We start from the raw sequence: 15911 nt of genomic DNA on the forward strand, positions 1-15911 counted from the left end.
ATATTGATTAGCTTGATCAATATGAAAAATGCGCCGACGCCCGCTTATCTCACCGCCCGCGAAGCCGCTGCCGAGCTCTCGGTTACGCCCGCGACCCTCTACGCCTATGTCAGCCGCGGCCTGATCCGCTCCGAGGCGGTTGGCGACAGCAGAAGCCGCCGCTATCGCGCCGACGACATCCGCGCCCTGCGCGCGCGCCGCAACGCTTCGCCAACGACCCAGGGCGAAGCGGCGATGCCCGTGCTCGATTCTTCCGTGTCAACGATCACCGAGGCTGGCCCGATCTATCGCGGCGTGCCTGCAGTCGCCCTGTCCGATACAGCCACGCTGGAGCAGACGGCGCAGATCCTGTGGGACGCGCGCGGTGCCGACCCGTTCGAGGCCGGAAACATGCCGGTGGTCAGCGCGGAGATGCAGGCAGTCATGAAGGCGGCCTTGGGCGCCAAGCCGCTGCCGCGCGCCATTGCCGCCCTGTCGCTGGCCTGCGATGCCGATCCCCGCGCCCACAACCGCTCGCCCGAAGGCCGCATGGCCGCCGGCGCGCGCGTCATGCGCCTCGTCGCAGCGGCGATCCTCGGCACGGATCCATCGCCGCGTCCGCTGCACCTGCAACTGGCCGAGGCGTGGATGCCGGGAGAGCCCCGCGCCGGCGAGCTGGTGCGCCGCGCGCTCGTGCTTCTTGCGGACCATGAACTAAACGCCTCCACCTGGACCGTGCGCAGCGCCGTCTCCACCGGCCTCAGCCTCCACGACGCCCTGATTGCCGGCCTTGTCGCGCTGAAGGGTCCGCGCCACGGCGGCGCCGGCCCGCTTGCGGCCCGTTTCGTGACGGAGCTTGCCGAGGGCGACATCGCCGAAAGGGTGGCAGACCGTGTGGAACTGGGCGAAACGATCCCCGGCTTCGGCCATAGCGTCTATGCGGATGGCGACCCGCGCGCGGATGTACTGCTGCGCGCGCTGGTCAAGGCCGGCGCCGACAGGCGGCTGGCAGCCGAGGCTCCGGCGCTCGTCACCGAGGCGACAGGCCTGCATCCCAACATCGACTACGCGCTAGCGGTAATGATGCACATGTTCGGCATGCCTGTCGGACACGAAATGGCGATCTTCGCCGTCGCCCGCACGGCCGGCTGGGTCGCGCACGGCATCGAACAACTGGAGACCGGCACGCTCATCCGGCCCCGCGCCCGCTATGTGGGCCCGGAGCCGGGACGATCTCACTCCACCGGCTAGACGTCAGACCGGCAGCGCCTCCTCCGCATACTGCGCTGCGTATTCTGCGTTTGGCGGGATCGGCTTGATGATGTCGATCAGCACGCCGTTCGGGTCGGCGGTGATGAAGTGGCGCTGGCCGAAATCCTCGTCGCGCAGCGAACGCAGCACCGGCAGCCCGGCGGCGACCAGCCGGTCGTGCACGGTATCCACGTCCTCGACCTCGAAGTTGAGCAACAGGCCCGACACGCGGCCCCTGCCCTGCTCGGGGATCGTCTCGTGGCTGCCGTCGAGGATCGCGAGGTTGATCGTCTCGTCCTCGCTCGATGTCAGATGCACGTACCACTCGCTTTCGAACATCACCGTGAACCCGAAATGCTGGACATAGAACGCAGTCGTGCCGGCAACGTCGCCGGTCATGATGACGGGATAATAGCTGGTCGCTTTCATGGTCTTCCCTTTCGCTTGCCATTAACATACAATCTGCATGTATCTATTTAACTAACATACAGGCTGCATGTATGCAAGAAGCAAATTCGCCGCGCCGCTCCAACCGCGAACGCACGGAAGCCACCCGCGCCGCGCTGCTCGATGCGGCACGAAAACTGTTCGTCGAAAAATCCTATGCGGAGACCGGCACGCCGGAGATCGTGGCCGCCGCCGGCGTCACGCGCGGCGCGCTCTATCACCACTTTGCCGACAAGCAGGCCCTGCTGCGCGCCGTTGTCGAAGCCGAGTCACAAGCTGTGGCTCAAGAGATCGACCGCGCGGCCCCCGGAGCCCTTTCGGCACGCGATGCGCTGTGCGCGGCGGCGAGACGTTTCTTGAAGCGATGGCTGTTCCCGGCCGCACCCGGCTCCTGCTGCTCGATGGGCCGGCCGTACTGGGCCGCGCGGCGATGGACGAGATCGATGCCCGCCACGCCAACCGCACCCTCAAGGTGGGGCTGGAAGCAGCCATGCAGGCCGGTGATCTGCCCGCCCTCCCACTTGATGCGCTGGCCGCCCAGCTCGGCGCGATGTTCGACCGCGCCGCACTCGCCATCGAGGCAGGCGCCCCGCCGGAAGATCACCGCAAGGCGCTGGCCGCCGTCATCGATGCGCTGGTGGCCGCAAAGAGCTGACTTCCCGGGCTACCCTGCGTTCGGTGCTGAAGGCAGCGTTGTGTCGCCCGCACCCAGCGATCGCTGCATCAGCACGGTATCGACCCACCGGCCGAGCTTGAAGCCCACCGAGGTGAACGTGCCGGCATGGGCAAATCCCATGCGCCTGTGCAGCGCAATCGAGCCCTCGTTGCCGCTGTTGCCGATTACCGCGAGCATCTGCCGCCACGGCCCCTTTTCGCAGCGCGCAATCAGCTCGCCCAGCAACGCGCTGCCGATACCCTTTCCCGCAAGCCCGTCGGCGACATAGACGGAATCCTCGATCGAGAACCGGTAGGCCGGCCGCGGCCTGTAAGCCGTGGCATAGGCGTAACCGACCACCTGCCCATCGAGTTCGGCGGCAAGATACGGAAGCCCCGCTGCAAACACGGCCGCGCGCCGCGCCAGCATCTCCTCGACCGCCGGCGGCACTTCCTCGAAGGTCGCCAGCCCATGCAGCACATGATGCGCGTAGATCGCCCGGATCGCCGCCATGTCGGCCTCGCCCGCATCGCGAACGGTTACGCTTGTCCTGGGGGCACCCGCATCAGCCATGGCTTCACCTGCTCGCTCGACGTTGCATGCCCGCCATCATGCGCGATGATTTCGAATAAGGAAAGATTTGCCTATTGATGATTCATATGAGATTTTCTTTGGTATGAGAGGCCTCAATCTCGACTATCTGCGCACCTTCGTTGCCGTCGTGGAGCACGGGGGCTTTTCGGCGGCGGCTACCCGGCTGGGCCTGACGCAACCGGCCGTCAGCCTGCAGATCCGTCAGCTCGAAAAGCGGCTTGGCGTCAGGCTCATCGAACGGGTCGGACGCGGCACACGCCCCACGCCCGCAGGCGCGGAACTTCTACACCATGCCGGAAGGATCGAAGGCGAGGTCGCGGCCACACTTGACGCTGTCGGGCGCTATGCATCCGGCACGATGGGCCTCGTGAGGCTCGGCACCGGCGCGACCGCCTGCATCTTCCTCCTGCCGCCGCTGTTGCGCGAACTGCGCGAGCGCTTTCCTGATCTCGAAATCACCGTCAGCACCGGCAACACGGCTGAAATCGTCCGGGCCGTCGAGGAAAACACGCTCGACATCGCTCTGGTCACAATGCCGGCATCGGGCCGCATTCTCGAAATACAGCCGATCATGGAGGAAGAATTCGTGGCAATCGCCCCGCCGCGCACCGCGTTGCCCGATCCTGCGACCCCTGCCGCACTGGCGGAAATGCCGTTGCTGCTCTTCGAACCGGGCGGCAACACGCGCCGTATCGTCGATCAATGGTTTGCCGCCGCCGGCATCCAGTTCAAGCCGGCGATGTCGCTCGGCAGCGTCGAGGCGATCAAGGAACTGGTGGCGGCCGGCCTCGGCTGTTCGATCCTGCCGGCATCGTCGCTCGGCGCGCAGAAACGAAAAGGCGCAGCCCCGCATTCGCCTCTATCACCGCCACTGCACCGTACCCTGGCGAGCGTCGTGCGACGCGACAAGCCGCTCACCCGCGGCATCAGGGAAATGCTGCGCGCGCTGGAGCGGCTGGCGCCGGATGCTCCCGCCTCTCGGCCCACTTCATCGGACAAAGAAAAACCCGGCGTGTAGCCGGGTTTTTCGATTTAGCTTCAAACGCTTGAGCTTGCTTCCGGACTCAACTGTCGAGGAAGCTTCTCAGCTTGCGCGAGCGGCTCGGATGCTTGAGCTTGCGCAGCGCCTTGGCCTCGATCTGGCGGATACGCTCGCGCGTCACCGAGAACTGCTGGCCAACTTCCTCCAGCGTGTGGTCGGTGTTCATGCCGATGCCGAAGCGCATGCGCAGCACGCGCTCCTCGCGCGGCGTCAGCGAGGCGAGCACGCGCGTGGTCGTCTCGCGCAGGTTCGCCTGGATCGCAGCGTCGATCGGCAGGATCGCCATCTTGTCCTCGATGAAATCGCCGAGGTGCGAGTCTTCCTCGTCGCCGACCGGCGTTTCGAGCGAGATCGGCTCCTTGGCGATCTTGAGAACCTTGCGCACCTTTTCCAGCGGCATCGCCAGCTTTTCGGCGAGCTCTTCCGGCGTCGGCTCGCGGCCGATCTCGTGCAGCATCTGGCGCGAGGTGCGCACGATCTTGTTGATCGTCTCGATCATGTGCACCGGAATGCGGATCGTGCGCGCCTGGTCGGCGATCGACCGGGTGATCGCCTGCCGGATCCACCACGTCGCATAGGTGGAGAACTTGTAGCCGCGGCGATACTCGAACTTGTCCACCGCCTTCATCAGGCCGATATTGCCTTCCTGGATCAGGTCGAGGAACTGCAGGCCGCGGTTCGTGTACTTCTTGGCGATGGAAATCACGAGGCGCAGGTTTGCCTCGACCATCTCCTTCTTGGCGATGGCTGCCTCGCGCTCGCCCTTCTGCACCTGGTTCACGATCTTGCGGAACTCGAGGATCGAGATCGCCGTCTCAGTGGCCAGGTTCTGGATCTCCGAGCGGATTTCCTTGATGGTCTCTTTTTCGTTCTGGTAGAATTCCTTCCAGCCGCGGCTGGACAGGTTGGCGATCGCCTTCATCCAGTTCGGGTCGAGCTCGGTGCCCTGATATTCCTTCAGGAAATCCTCGCGGCGCACGCCGTAGCTTTCGGCCAGGCGCAGCAGCTTGCCTTCGTTCTGCACCAGTCGCTTGTTGATGTCGTAAAGCTGCTCGACCAGCGCCTCGATGCGCGCCTGGTTGAGCGACAGCGACTTCACCGCCGTGATCAGCTCTTCCTTGAGCTTCTTGTAGGAACGCTCCTGGCTGGAAGACAGCGCGCCGGCGGCGGCAAGACGCGCCTCGACCTGCTGGTCCTGAAGCTTGCGCAGCCGCTTGTAGGTGGATGCGATGACGTCGAGCGTCTCCATCACCTGCGGGCGCAGCTCGGCCTCCATCGCGGCGAGCGACAGGTTGGCCTCGTCTTCCTCGTCGTCCTCTTCCTCGGCGCGGCTCTCGCCGCCGACATTGGTGATGTCGTCGTCTTCGCGGCCACGGCGTCCGCCGCGGGCTTCGTCGGCCTTGGGCTTGTCGTCTTCCTCGACGCGCTCGACCGTGGGCGCCTGCTTGGCCTCGGGCCCGGCATAGGTCGCCTCGAGATCGATGATCTCGCGCAGCAGGATCTTGCCTTCGTTAAGCTCGTCGCGCCAGATGATGATGGCCTGGAAGGTCAGCGGGCTCTCGCACAGGCCCGCGATCATCGTCTCGCGGCCGGCCTCGATGCGCTTGGCGATGGCGATTTCGCCCTCGCGCGACAGCAGCTCAACCGAACCCATCTCGCGCAGATACATGCGCACTGGGTCGTCGGTGCGGTCGGTCGGCTCCTTCTTGGCCGGCGTCGCGGCAACGGCCGTGCCGGTCTGCTCGGCCAGCTCGTTGGCGTCTTCCTCGGCGTCGGAGTTGTTGTTGTTGTCCGCTTCCTCGCCCGCCTCGTCGTCCTCGACCACGTTGATGCCCATGTCGGACAGCATCGCCATCGTGTCTTCGATCTGTTCGGACGTGACCTCTTCGGAGGGCAGGACGGCATTGAGCTCGTCCATCGTGACATAGCCGCGCTTCTTGGCGACCTTGATCATCTTCTTGACAGCGTCGTCGGAAAGGTCGAGCAGGGGACCGTCGGTCGTGCCCTCGCGTTCGGTTTCGACCTCTTCCTTCTCTTTTGTCGCCATATTGTTTTTCTCCAAGCGGCAGAAGCTTCGTCGAGGCGTCAAAGCCCCTGCGTGCGCGGCAAGATCGGTTTCTACTTGCGCCTAGACCGCGATAGCTGCGTTTGCCTTAATTCCCGATTAACCCTGCTATACGGCATATAAGGCGCATATCCCGGCCGTCCAACGGCAGCCGCATCCTTTTACCCCAGCGAGGCCCAGACCTCGTCCGTCACGATTGCGATCGTCCTGATTCCGTCATTCACGCGGAAGGTCAAGCGGCTAGAGCTGATTCGGCGCAAAAAAGCGAATCAAATGCTCCTTAGCCTGCCCCAACCGTCAAGCGGTCAAGGGTATCCTGCGAAGCCATCCGCCTCGCTGCGCCTATGTAGAGAGCCGTCGAAGTTTCGACAAGGGGCGCTCACGAAAGAGATGGCCGCACGATGCTCGCGTCAACCGGGCCAGCGCGCCTCGAAGGTGATAATGTCGTCTCCGTCTCGCGGTGCGCGTCCGAAGGCGTAGTTGCCGGAGACCGTAACATCCGTGAAGCCAGCGGCCTCGAGCGCCAATCCGAACTCCGTGACACCCCACCATCGCAGCCTGAAGAGATCCAGTTCGGTGTCGACGAGCCGGCCCTCGCGCCACAACTCATAGCGAAGATGAGACAGCGTCACCTGCGCCACATGATCGGTTTCCACGCGTTGGTCAGTCAGCGTAAGCAGGGCGCCATCGGCCGTCTCCCAGCTTCGTACCGACATTGCAGGCCCCACAAATGCACCAGCCGGGTCGAGATCGACGATAAGTCTGCCGCCAGGCTGCAAATGGTCGCGGAACCGCGCGATCACCGCCCGGGCGGTTCCAACCTCGGTCACAAGCTGGAATGAACCGGCCGGCACGACGATGGCGGCAAAGCGCTTGTCATAAGAGAATGTATTGAACGTCTGGCGTGTCAGATTGGCCGGCAAGTGGCGAGCGCCACATACCTGGCGACAATAAAAAGCATCTCTTCAGAAGCGTCGAACCCCTCGACGGCGAGACCGGCTTCGAGCAGCGGCACGAGAATCCGTCCGTTGCCGACGGCGGGCTCCAGCACAGGACCATCGCATCCGGCAAGCCGCTGAAGATAATACTCGACATCGCCGAAGGACCGTCCCACCGGCTTGTCGAGATCGTAGACCCACGAAGCGAGCTTCCCATAGCGATTATGCATGATGTCCCTGCGAGATTGCGCGGTTGCCCAACGGCGACGTCATAGGGGTGCCGGCTGGAACGTGCCAGCAGACTTGCGGTGTTTCGGTGCGTCAAATTGGCCTTAAGTCGCGGCCATGGTCGCAGAGAAGACCAGCCTCTACACCCGCCCGGACGAAACCCCGAACCCCTCGATCAGCGCTTCCAGCCGCTCCAGGTTGGCAATGTCGGCGCTTATGGCGTTCAGCACGTGCAGCAAATGCTGGCATGACTGCTCTTCGCCGCCCTCCACCGCTTCCGCGAGTGCGGCTTCCACGCTCGAACGTTGCTCGCGCAATTCGCGGGTGCGCGAATGAAGTGCGGCGAGCTGGCCGAAGGCTTCCCGCACATCGTCGAGTGCGGCATCTTCCAGCGCCGGCCACAGGCGCGCCCGGCGCACCAGCGCGACGGCGTTATCCCACGTGCCGCTCAGCCCTGCCTGTTCCAGCGCGGCGACAAGCGTCGACCGCTCGTGCGCCGCGCCGTGGGCCAGCGCGTCGAGCAGTGCAGCATGCAGCCGCTTGAGGTCGGGATGCTGCAGGTTCATGTGCTCGAACGCATCGAAATAATCGTCGAGCAATGTCGGATGGTTGACCATCGCGACCAGCATCGCCGTGTCGCGAAGCGGTAGCGGCCCTCCGCTGCTGCGAACGAGCGCCGAGCGCGCGAGGCTGTCGCTCACCGCAAGCCGGCCCGAAGCCTGCCCCGGCCGCCCGCGCCCTGCGCCGTAGCCGCCGCGCTCCTGCCCGCCGAAGCGGCTGTCACGCCCGCGATTGCTTCCGAAGAAGGCCTGGACCCGCTCGCGCATGTCCTGCTGGTAGTGCCGCCGCACGCTTTCGTCGCGGATGCGGCTGGTGAGATCGCGCAGTGTCCGTTCGAGCTCGGCGCGGCGTTCAGGTGTGTCGAACACGCCGCCGGACGTCTCGCGCAGCCACAGCAGCTCCGCAAGCGGCCGGGCCTGCGCCAGCACCTCGCGAAACGCTTCCGGCCCGCCGGCCTTCACCAGATCGTCAGGGTCCTGCCCCTCCGGCAAAAGGGCAAAACGCAAAGTGCGCCCCGCCTGCACCAGCGGCAGCGCCAGTTCGGCCGCCCTGTGCGCCGCCTTCAGCCCGGCCTGATCGCCGTCGAAACACAACACCGGCTCGCCGGTCATGCGCCACAACAGCTCTAGCTGGTTTTCGGTCAGCGCCGTGCCGAGCGGCGCGACCGCGTTCTCGATGCCGGCCTGCGCCAGCGCGATCACGTCCATGTAGCCCTCGACGGCGATCACCGTGCCGGCCTTCACCTGCGCCTTGCGCGCTCGGGCGAAATTGTAGAGCACGTTGCCCTTGTGGAAGAGCTCGGTATCGTTCGAGTTGAGGTATTTCGCCGGCACGTCGACCGAAAGCGCCCGCCCGCCGAAGGCGATCACCTTGCCGCGGCTGTCCTCGATCGGGAACATCACGCGGTCGCGGAACCGGTCGTATGAAACGGGTATGTCGGGTCCGTGCACCACCAGCCCGCACGCCTCGATCTGCTCCCTGCTCGCGCCTTTGCCGGCCAGGAACTCCTTGAGCGCATTGCGGCTGTCGGGCGCGTAGCCCATCCGGAAAGCCTGCTGCGTCACCGACGAAAGGCCGCGCTCACGCAGATAGGCGCGTGCCTTCGCGCCGCTGGCGGACTGTAGCTGCTCCTGGAAGAACTTCGTCGCAAGCTCCATCACGTCGGTCAGCGTGGTGCGCTCGCGCTCGCGGCGTTCCGCCTGCTCGTCGCGCGCCGGCATCGGCACGCCTGCCATCTCCGCCACCCGCTCGACCGCCTCGGGAAAGCTCATGCCGTCCAGCTCGGTCAGGAAGCGGAAATGGTCGCCCGATACCCCGCAACCGAAGCAGTGGTAGCGGCCTTTTTGTCCTCGCAGTGAAACGATGGCGACTTTTCGCCATGAAACGGACAGCAGGCCCAGTAGTCGCCGCGCTGGGCATTCGTCTTGCGCCGGTCCCACGTCACGCGCGCGCCGATCACCGATGAAATCGGCACACGGTCGCGTATCTCGTCGAGGAATGAGGGCGAAAAGCGCATCGGCGGAACTCTTTTATCACCCCATATAGGCGAGCCCGCCCCGCAAAGCGACACGCCGCGCGCCGCCTTGCCCGGTATTCACAGCCGACCGGCAACCGTCTTCTGCTCTCGCCGCGTCGCTGCGACCATTGCGCGTGCCTCGAAATAGTTTCGCGCGCGTACCTTGACTCACCTACCCTCGGGTCAATACTGCTTCTGCTGCTCAAATAATCGGCATTTTGTGCGCCGGGCACAAGAATACCGAACGGGGGGGGCAGTTAATGCTACGTCTGGTACGCGGCGCGTTTAGACGCGCTTTGTCAGTTTTCTTTCAGAGTATTTCGACCCTGGCGAACTTGCCGGTCCGCGCGATTCGTGCCGGCCTGCCGGTTGTGCTTGCCCTGGTCGGCTTCGCCTTCGAAGCGCTCCTTCGCTGGCACCATCCCGAAAGAGGCAGCATCTCGCCGGCAGTTTTCGTGCCCGTCGCGGAGGAAAGCGGCGCGATCGTCCCGATCGGCGAATGGGTCCTGGAAACGGCCTGCAACGACGCGGCCAGCTGGGACAGCCACGTCATCGTCGCCGTGAACGTCTCGGCAGTGCAGCTTCACAGCCCTGAATTTGCGCACAAGGTCCACGAGATCCTGCTCAGAACCGGCCTTCCTCCACGGCGGCTCGAGATCGAGATCACCGAGACGGCCCTCGTTCGCGACATGACCCGCGCCCTCGCCACGCTGCGCCAGCTCAAGACGCTGGGCGTGATGGTGGCGATGGACGATTTCGGCACCGGCTAATCGTCCCTTTCCAACCTGCGCGCGTTCCCCTTCGACAAGATCAAGATCGACGGCTCCTTCGTGCGCTCTGTCGACACCAACAGGCAGGCGGCCACCATCGTCAAGGCGGTGCTGGGCATCGGGCGCGGTCTCGGCCTGCCTGTGCTGGCCGAAGGCGTGGAGACCACGGAGGAGCTGAAATTCCTCGCAAGCGAGTTCTGCCAGATCGGCCAGGGTTATCTGCTCGGGCGTCCGGCGCCGCTGTCCTCCATGAAGGATGACAAGATGGCAACGCCCTCCGCAGCCTAGCCGGGAGCCGATGTGATTCGTCGGAAATAGGCCATTTAAAGTTTATTCGGCTAAGCTATAATTGTCGGAACCAAAACGCTTTCCGGTGATTTGCAGGCCATGGCCTCACATGTGAACCAAGCCGGCCGCGCCTGCCGCGCGGCCAACTCGCGATGACGGGCTCCGTCGTCCTTATCAATCTCGCAGGCGCCGTTGCGCTGCTGTTGTGGGCCACCCGCATGGTCCGCACCGGCGTCGAACGCGCCTATGGCGACGTCCTGCGCCGCAAGCTGCGCGGCACGTTGCGCAATCCGCTGCTCGCGGTCGCGGCCGGCGGTGCGCTGGCGATTGCATTCCAGAGCGCAACCGCCGTCTCCCTGCTGGTCGGCTCCTTCGCCGGGTCCGGTATCGTCACGGGCGCCGCAGGCCTCGTCGCCGTGCTCGGCGCGGACCTCGGCTCCGCCTTCGTCGTCAAGCTCCTGTCTTTCGATCTGTCACTGCTCGTGCCGATCGCGCTCTTCGTCGGCACGACGATCTTTCTGGCCACCGAGCGCCGCGCATGGCGCCAGTTCGGGCGCATCCTGGTCGGCGTCGGCCTGCTGATCCTGTCGCTGCGCCTCATCGGCGAGGCGTCAGAACCCCTGCGTGAGAGCGGCATCCTGCCGGTCGTCGTCAACTACCTCGCCGCCGACCCCGTCACCGCGTTCCTGATCGCGGCCGTCGCGACCTGGCTCTTCCATTCCAGCGTCGCGTTCATCCTGCTCATCGTCGCACTGGCCGCGCGCGGCCTCGTGCCAGCCGAGCTCGGCATCGTCATGGTGCTCGGCGCAAACCTCGGCGGCGGGCTGATCGCGGCGATGCTGTCGCGTACCATGTCGCCGCCCAGCCGCGTCGTGCCGCTCGGCAATCTCGCGATCCGGGCCATCGGCGCGTTGCTGGCATTGGCCGGCATTGTCTGGCTGCACCCGCCGCTGGAACTGCTGGGCGCGAGCGTGCCGTTGCAGATCGTCCACGCGCACATTGTCTTCAACGTGGCGCTCGTGATTGCGGGCATTCCGTTTGCTGGCCTCGTCGCCCGCACGATCGAGCGGCTGCTCGCCTATGCCGCGCCGCCGGTTCCGGTCTCGTTCGAGGACAAGGATACGAACGCGCTCGATCCCGAAGCGCTGGGCACCCCGTCGCGCGCGCTCGCCAATGTTACGCGCGCGGTCGTCGGCGTATGCGAGACCATCGAGGTGATGTTGAAGAACATCATGGAGCTCTACGAGGAGCCCGATCGTGCGCGCATGGCGGCGCTTGCCGCGCTTGACGACCGGGTGGACCGCAGGCACGCGGCGATCAAGCTCTATTTGGCGCGCATCACCACCGGCCAGATGAATGACGACGAGGCCCGGCGCACGCAGGAGCTTCTTGGCGCCTGCGTGAAGCTGGAGCAGGTCGGCGACATCATCGTGCGCAACATGCTCGTACATGTCGGCAAGAAGCTGGACCGTGGCCTGAACTTCACGCCGGAAGGCTGGCGCGAATTGTTGAACCTGCATGCGGCGGTAGTTGCCAATGCCCGCCTCGCCTTCAACGTCCTGATCTCACGCGACACCGAAACCGCGCTGCAGCTCGTGCGCGAGAAGGATCGGCTGCGCGATGTCGAGCGCGCGACCAGCCGCAGCCACTTCGAGCGTCTGCGCGAAGGAACGCCGCGCAGCGTCGAGACGAGTTCGCTCCACCTCGACACGATCCGCGACTTGAAGCAGATTAACTCCCTGCTCGCCTCCATCGCCTATCCTGTGCTCGAGGAGCGCGGCATGCTGGGCGGCACCCGGCTCAAGGCAGCGGAGTAGAGCGCATAGACCCGATTGGTAAGAAGCGGAACGCTCCGTCTCGTTCAATAAAGCTGCGCGTCGTTCCAGGCATCTACGGTCTGGCCCGGCTCGCCGGCGACGCCCCCATCCCGGACTGGGCCAATGGTGCCGGCTTTTCAGCGATAGTCCGCGCCGACGACGAGCTTACCATCGTCTGCCCGCAGGACCGTATACCGAATCAGGTGGACGCAGACCGCAACTGGCGCTGCTTTCGCAGTCTCGGCCCGTTCGCGTTCGATGCGACCGGAATCGTGCTCTCGCTCATTCAACCCCTGTCCACGCAGGGCGTCGGCGTCTTTGTCGTCTGCACCTTCGACGGGGAACATATCCTCGTTCCCGAGCGAAACTGGGACAAATCGCGGGCTTTTCTTGAGGGCGCCGGCCATGTCTTTGTGGAGTAAGGATCAAGGCCCTGCCCGCCTCAATCGCCCATCCAGGGTTAGAGGGGGCGGCATGCTGGGCGCTGCCCGGTTGAAGGCGGCGGAATGGCCGCCGCCTCCCTCCAAGCCGTCCTCGTTCAGGCGAAAACGTCCGCCACATAGCGCCCGTGGTCCCGCTCCACCGTGTCGGCCCAGTCTTCCGCCTGCGCCTCGCTCGCGCCTGAAGCCTCTCGGTAGATGCGGATCAGCGTTTCGCGCACGGCGGGCGCCATGTGCCTGCCGTCGCCGCAGACGAAGACCGTAGCGTCCTGCCGGAAGAGCGCCTCCACGCGCTGCCGCTCCGTCCAGACCCGATGCTGCACGAACGTGACCTCGCCGTCAGGCTGTTCCGAAAACGCCGGCAGCACGGTGACGACCCCGTCCCTCTCCCAGTCCGACAGCTCGTCGCGATAGAGATAGTCGACATCGGCGTGGTTGGTGCCGAAGAACAGCAGAGCCGGGCCGACCTCCTGCCCGCCGGCCTTCTGCGCCGCGCGCTCCTGCAGGAAGCCGCGGAACGGCGCAAGTCCGGAGCCGGCGCAGATCATCACCATCGGCTTTGCCGGGTCTGCCGGCGGGTGGAAGCGCGCATTGGAGGGTCGAACCGCGATCGAAACACGGTCGCCCGCTTGCAGCGATGCGAGGTAGGACGACGCCACGCCCCGGTACTGGCCGGCGCCCGAGAGAGCCGGCGCATCGACCACAGCGATCGTCAGCGTCACATGATCGGGCTTCCACAAGGGCGACGACGAGATCGAGTACTGCCGCGCCTTCATCGGCGGCAGCATCTGCAGATAGGCCTCGAACGTGAGCGGGCACGACTGGAACCGGTCGAGCAGGTCGATGACGCTGCACCGCCGGCTAAGGACGTCTGCGTCGTATCCGTCACCGGCAAGTCGCTCCAGTTCTGCCTTCTCCGGCGGGCAACGCGTTGCGGCGGCGGCAAGCGCACCGACCTGCGCCCGCGTTGCAGGCTGCGACAGTTCCACATAGTTCGACAGAAGCTCCGCGCAGCTCACGGGGTGGCCCACCGGTAGACCTGACGCACCCTGCGCACGGTTGATGACGACCATCGTATCCGCCGCCAGCCCGAACCGGCGCAGCACGCGATCGACGGCGGCCTCGGGGTTGCGCGCCAGAACGGCCAGATAGTCGCCCGCGCGGTAGGTCATGCCTTCCGGCAGCCTGAATTCGATATGCCGCTTTGAGCGCGCGCCGGGCGCCGTCATGTCGACCAGCTCCCGGTTTTCGGTGACGACGCCCTGTTCGAGGTCGCCTAGCCGCAGCGCGCTCTCGCGCCCGCCCTTCACGAATTCGAGCTCGAGCGTGGCGGTTGGCTCCGCGACCGCGATTGTCCGCCCGAATGCCTCGCCCAGCGCCGGCCATAGCCCCGCATACCAGGCATCGAAGCTGCCGAAGAAGTCGCCGCCCGAATCCGCTTCGCCGCGCTCGCCGGCCCGCTTTGCGCCAGCCTTTTCAAGTGCGGCATCCACCCGCTTGGGGATCGCCTGATAGGTGCGCGCCCACTGGCGGTTGCCGCAACCGAAGACAGCGAAGGTGAGCCCGTCCAGCGACCCCGCCTTCAGGTCTTCCACCGAAGCGACGAACTGACGTGCATTGTCCGGCGGCTGGCCTTCGTAGGACGCTGTCACCACCACCAGAGCGCCATCCGTCGGCAGGTTGTTGGCATAGTCGTCCATCGGCGCGACGACGGCGTCGAACCCGTTGGCGGCCGCGTCCGCCGCGATCCTGCCGGCAAACGCCTCGGACGAGCCGGTATTGCTCCCGTAGAGCACCAGCAGTCGTGTCGCGGCTTCGCCCTCCGGCAGCGAAACCTTTGCCGGAGCCGCGAGCGGCTTTTGCGGCGCGGTCAGCGGCTTGCCGCGCGTCAGCGTCTGCGACGAGCGGCGCGCTTTGGCGCGGATCTTCAGGTTGTCCGGCTTGATCGTCAGCGTCTCGTGAATCTTGAGCTGGTAGGCCGGGTCGTCGAAGACGAAGTCGAACCGCTGCAGCATCATCGCAAGCACAAGCTGCGCTTCCTGCATGGCGAATGGGCGGCCAATGCAGGCGCGTTTGCCGGTGCCAAAGGGTTTCCACGCGTTCGGCGGAAGCTGCTCTGCATTTTCCGGCGCGAACCGCTCGGGGCGGAATGCTTCCGCGTCCTCGCCCCACACCGCCGGGTCTCGGTGCAGCATCGGCTCCAGGATCATCACAGTATCGCGTGTCGTCAGGTTGTATTTGCCCGCAATGACGGTGTCTTCCAGCGGCTTGACCGCAAAGGCGGCGGCAGTCGGCCAGATGCGCAGGCTCTCCATCAGCACCTGCTCGATGTAGCGAAGCTGTGCCAGATGTTCGACGCGGGGCACCTCGTCGCCTAGCACCTCGTCGACCACGGCGCGCGCCTTCTGCAGCACCTCGGGGTTTTTCAGGAGCAGATAGGTCGCGAACGAAAGCAGCCCGCTGGTCGTCTCGTGCCCGGCGATCAGGAACGTGATCATCTGATAGGCGATGTTTTCCTCCGAGAGCTTCTCGCCCGTTTCCGGGTCGACACCGTTGAGCATGCGGCTGAGAAGATCGTCCTTTTCCGCTCCCTTCGGATCGCTCTTGCGTTCCGCGATCAGGTCCTGCGCGACGCCGCGAAGCAGGTCTGAATCGGCCTGGTACTGACGCGCCGTGGAAAGCATCAGGTTGCTGACCAGCTTTGGCCGGCGCGCCCTTTGGCCGGATTCAGCCAGCGCTCCCACCATCGCCCCGACGAACGGGTGCATCTCATTCTGGTAGAAGCTGTTGAAGCGATAGTCGAAAGCGCACAGCGCGATCGTATCGAGCGTCAGCCGCGTCATGTTGTCGGGCACGTCGATCACCGCGTCGGGGCCGAACCGCTCCCACCGCACGAACATCTGGTCGGCGATGTCGAGCATCTTGTCGAACATCGAGCGCACGCCGATCGGCCCGAATGCCGGCATCAGAATGCGATGCGCCTTGCCCCAGTTCGGCTCTTCGCTATGGGCAGTAAACAGCCCATCGCCGGCAAAGGCGCGGATTTCCTCCAGCGGCGCGTGCACGCGCTTGTTGAAACGCGTCTCGTCGCACAGCTCATTCACGAGTTCCTGCGAACTCGCCACATACATCTCGCGATCGAGGATCTTCAGCTTGAAGAAGGGGCCGTACGTCCTGGCAAGCCCCATGAGGCTTTGGACAGGGTTCTGCGCATCCAGCTCGGTCAGGTTACCGATGATCGGCTTCAGCGGCGGTTGCGGTACATGGTTCGTTGCGGGCATGAAAGCACCTCTGGAAAAAGCCGGCGCTTGACGGTCAGC

At 65.1% G+C, this 15911-nt stretch carries 10 protein-coding genes and 3 pseudogenes; 6 read left to right on the plus strand and 7 right to left on the minus strand.

The features are described 5' to 3' along the window. Window positions 1-21: 21 nt before the first annotated feature. The gene (locus tag HK436_RS19825; protein WP_173192515.1) at window positions 22-1230 is read left to right on the plus strand and encodes a citrate synthase family protein; all 1209 of its coding nucleotides are present in this window, start codon (window positions 22-24) and stop codon (window positions 1228-1230) included. A gap of 3 nt (window positions 1231-1233) precedes the next feature. On the opposite strand, the gene HK436_RS19830 is transcribed toward HK436_RS19825, so the two are convergent. Then, window positions 1234-1659: a VOC family protein gene (locus HK436_RS19830; RefSeq protein ID WP_173192516.1), complete on the minus strand. Its 426-nt coding sequence runs from the start codon at window positions 1657-1659 to the stop codon at window positions 1234-1236. Between the two features lie 71 nt (window positions 1660-1730). On the opposite strand from HK436_RS19830, the pseudogene HK436_RS19835 reads away from it, so the two are divergent. After that, window positions 1731-2332, plus strand: a pseudogene (locus HK436_RS19835) (TetR/AcrR family transcriptional regulator). Window positions 2333-2341: 9 nt separating this feature from the next. On the opposite strand, the gene HK436_RS19840 reads toward HK436_RS19835, so the two are convergent. Beyond that, a complete protein-coding gene (locus HK436_RS19840) occupies window positions 2342-2905 on the minus strand; it encodes a GNAT family N-acetyltransferase (protein ID WP_173192517.1) in 564 nt (187 codons plus the stop codon). A gap of 103 nt (window positions 2906-3008) precedes the next feature. Here HK436_RS19840 and HK436_RS19845 point away from each other — a divergent pair, with 103 nt between their 5' ends. After that, window positions 3009-3944: a LysR family transcriptional regulator gene (locus HK436_RS19845; RefSeq protein ID WP_173192518.1), complete on the plus strand. Its 936-nt coding sequence runs from the start codon at window positions 3009-3011 to the stop codon at window positions 3942-3944. 46 nt (window positions 3945-3990) lie between these two features. Here the strand turns inward: HK436_RS19845 and rpoD are convergent, their stop codons facing one another. The 4 genes and pseudogenes from rpoD to dnaG all read right to left on the minus strand — a co-directional run bounded on the left by rpoD (window position 3991) and on the right by dnaG (window position 9276). Then, window positions 3991-6015: an RNA polymerase sigma factor RpoD gene (gene rpoD / locus HK436_RS19850; RefSeq protein WP_173192519.1), complete on the minus strand. Its 2025-nt coding sequence runs from the start codon at window positions 6013-6015 to the stop codon at window positions 3991-3993. 428 nt (window positions 6016-6443) lie between these two features. Beyond that, window positions 6444-6956 carry a class I SAM-dependent methyltransferase gene (locus HK436_RS19855; protein ID WP_244649062.1) on the minus strand — a complete coding sequence of 171 codons (513 nt, stop codon included), beginning with the start codon at window positions 6954-6956 and terminating at the stop codon, window positions 6444-6446. Further along, on the minus strand, window positions 6941-7201 hold the full coding sequence (locus tag HK436_RS31580) for a class I SAM-dependent methyltransferase (RefSeq protein ID WP_244649064.1): 261 nt from the start codon (window positions 7199-7201) through the stop codon (window positions 6941-6943). The genes HK436_RS19855 and HK436_RS31580 overlap by 16 nt, the downstream gene beginning before the upstream one ends. 138 nt (window positions 7202-7339) lie before the next feature. After that, window positions 7340-9276: pseudogene (gene dnaG, locus HK436_RS19860) on the minus strand (DNA primase). A gap of 395 nt (window positions 9277-9671) precedes the next feature. Between dnaG and HK436_RS19865 the strand changes: the two are divergent. The 3 genes and pseudogenes from HK436_RS19865 to HK436_RS34120 all read left to right on the plus strand — a co-directional run. Then, window positions 9672-10334: pseudogene (locus tag HK436_RS19865) on the plus strand (putative bifunctional diguanylate cyclase/phosphodiesterase); the annotation flags it as partial. Between the two features lie 152 nt (window positions 10335-10486). Then, window positions 10487-12151 (plus strand): Na/Pi cotransporter family protein, encoded by a 1665-nt coding sequence (locus HK436_RS19870; RefSeq protein ID WP_173192520.1) that lies wholly within the window; start codon window positions 10487-10489, stop codon window positions 12149-12151. Between the two features lie 80 nt (window positions 12152-12231). Beyond that, on the plus strand, window positions 12232-12573 hold the full coding sequence (locus HK436_RS34120; RefSeq protein WP_244649260.1) for an ACT domain-containing protein: 342 nt from the start codon (window positions 12232-12234) through the stop codon (window positions 12571-12573). Between the two features lie 116 nt (window positions 12574-12689). Here HK436_RS34120 and HK436_RS19880 read toward each other — a convergent pair whose 3' ends face one another. Beyond that, window positions 12690-15872: a bifunctional cytochrome P450/NADPH--P450 reductase gene (locus tag HK436_RS19880; RefSeq protein WP_173192521.1), complete on the minus strand. Its 3183-nt coding sequence runs from the start codon at window positions 15870-15872 to the stop codon at window positions 12690-12692. Between the last annotated feature and the right edge of the window lie 39 nt (window positions 15873-15911).

It is taken from the genome of Neoaquamicrobium sediminum (assembly GCF_013240295.1).
Lineage (GTDB): Bacteria > Pseudomonadota > Alphaproteobacteria > Rhizobiales > Rhizobiaceae > Aerobium > Aerobium sediminum.

What these genes read in the sequence shown, in the direction of transcription:
- HK436_RS19830 (WP_173192516.1), bottom strand. Translation starts at nt 1,659, where the DNA reads ATGAAAGCGACCAGCTATTATCCCGTCATCATGACCGGCGACGTTGCC.
- HK436_RS19880 (WP_173192521.1), bottom strand. Translation starts at nt 15,872, where the DNA reads ATGCCCGCAACGAACCATGTACCGCAACCGCCGCTGAAGCCGATCATC.
- rpoD (WP_173192519.1), bottom strand. Translation starts at nt 6,015, where the DNA reads ATGGCGACAAAAGAGAAGGAAGAGGTCGAAACCGAACGCGAGGGCACG.
- HK436_RS19825 (WP_173192515.1), top strand. Translation starts at nt 22, where the DNA reads ATGAAAAATGCGCCGACGCCCGCTTATCTCACCGCCCGCGAAGCCGCT.
- HK436_RS19840 (WP_173192517.1), bottom strand. Translation starts at nt 2,905, where the DNA reads ATGGCTGATGCGGGTGCCCCCAGGACAAGCGTAACCGTTCGCGATGCG.
- HK436_RS31580 (WP_244649064.1), bottom strand. Translation starts at nt 7,201, where the DNA reads ATGCATAATCGCTATGGGAAGCTCGCTTCGTGGGTCTACGATCTCGAC.
- HK436_RS19870 (WP_173192520.1), top strand. Translation starts at nt 10,487, where the DNA reads ATGACGGGCTCCGTCGTCCTTATCAATCTCGCAGGCGCCGTTGCGCTG.
- HK436_RS19845 (WP_173192518.1), top strand. Translation starts at nt 3,009, where the DNA reads ATGAGAGGCCTCAATCTCGACTATCTGCGCACCTTCGTTGCCGTCGTG.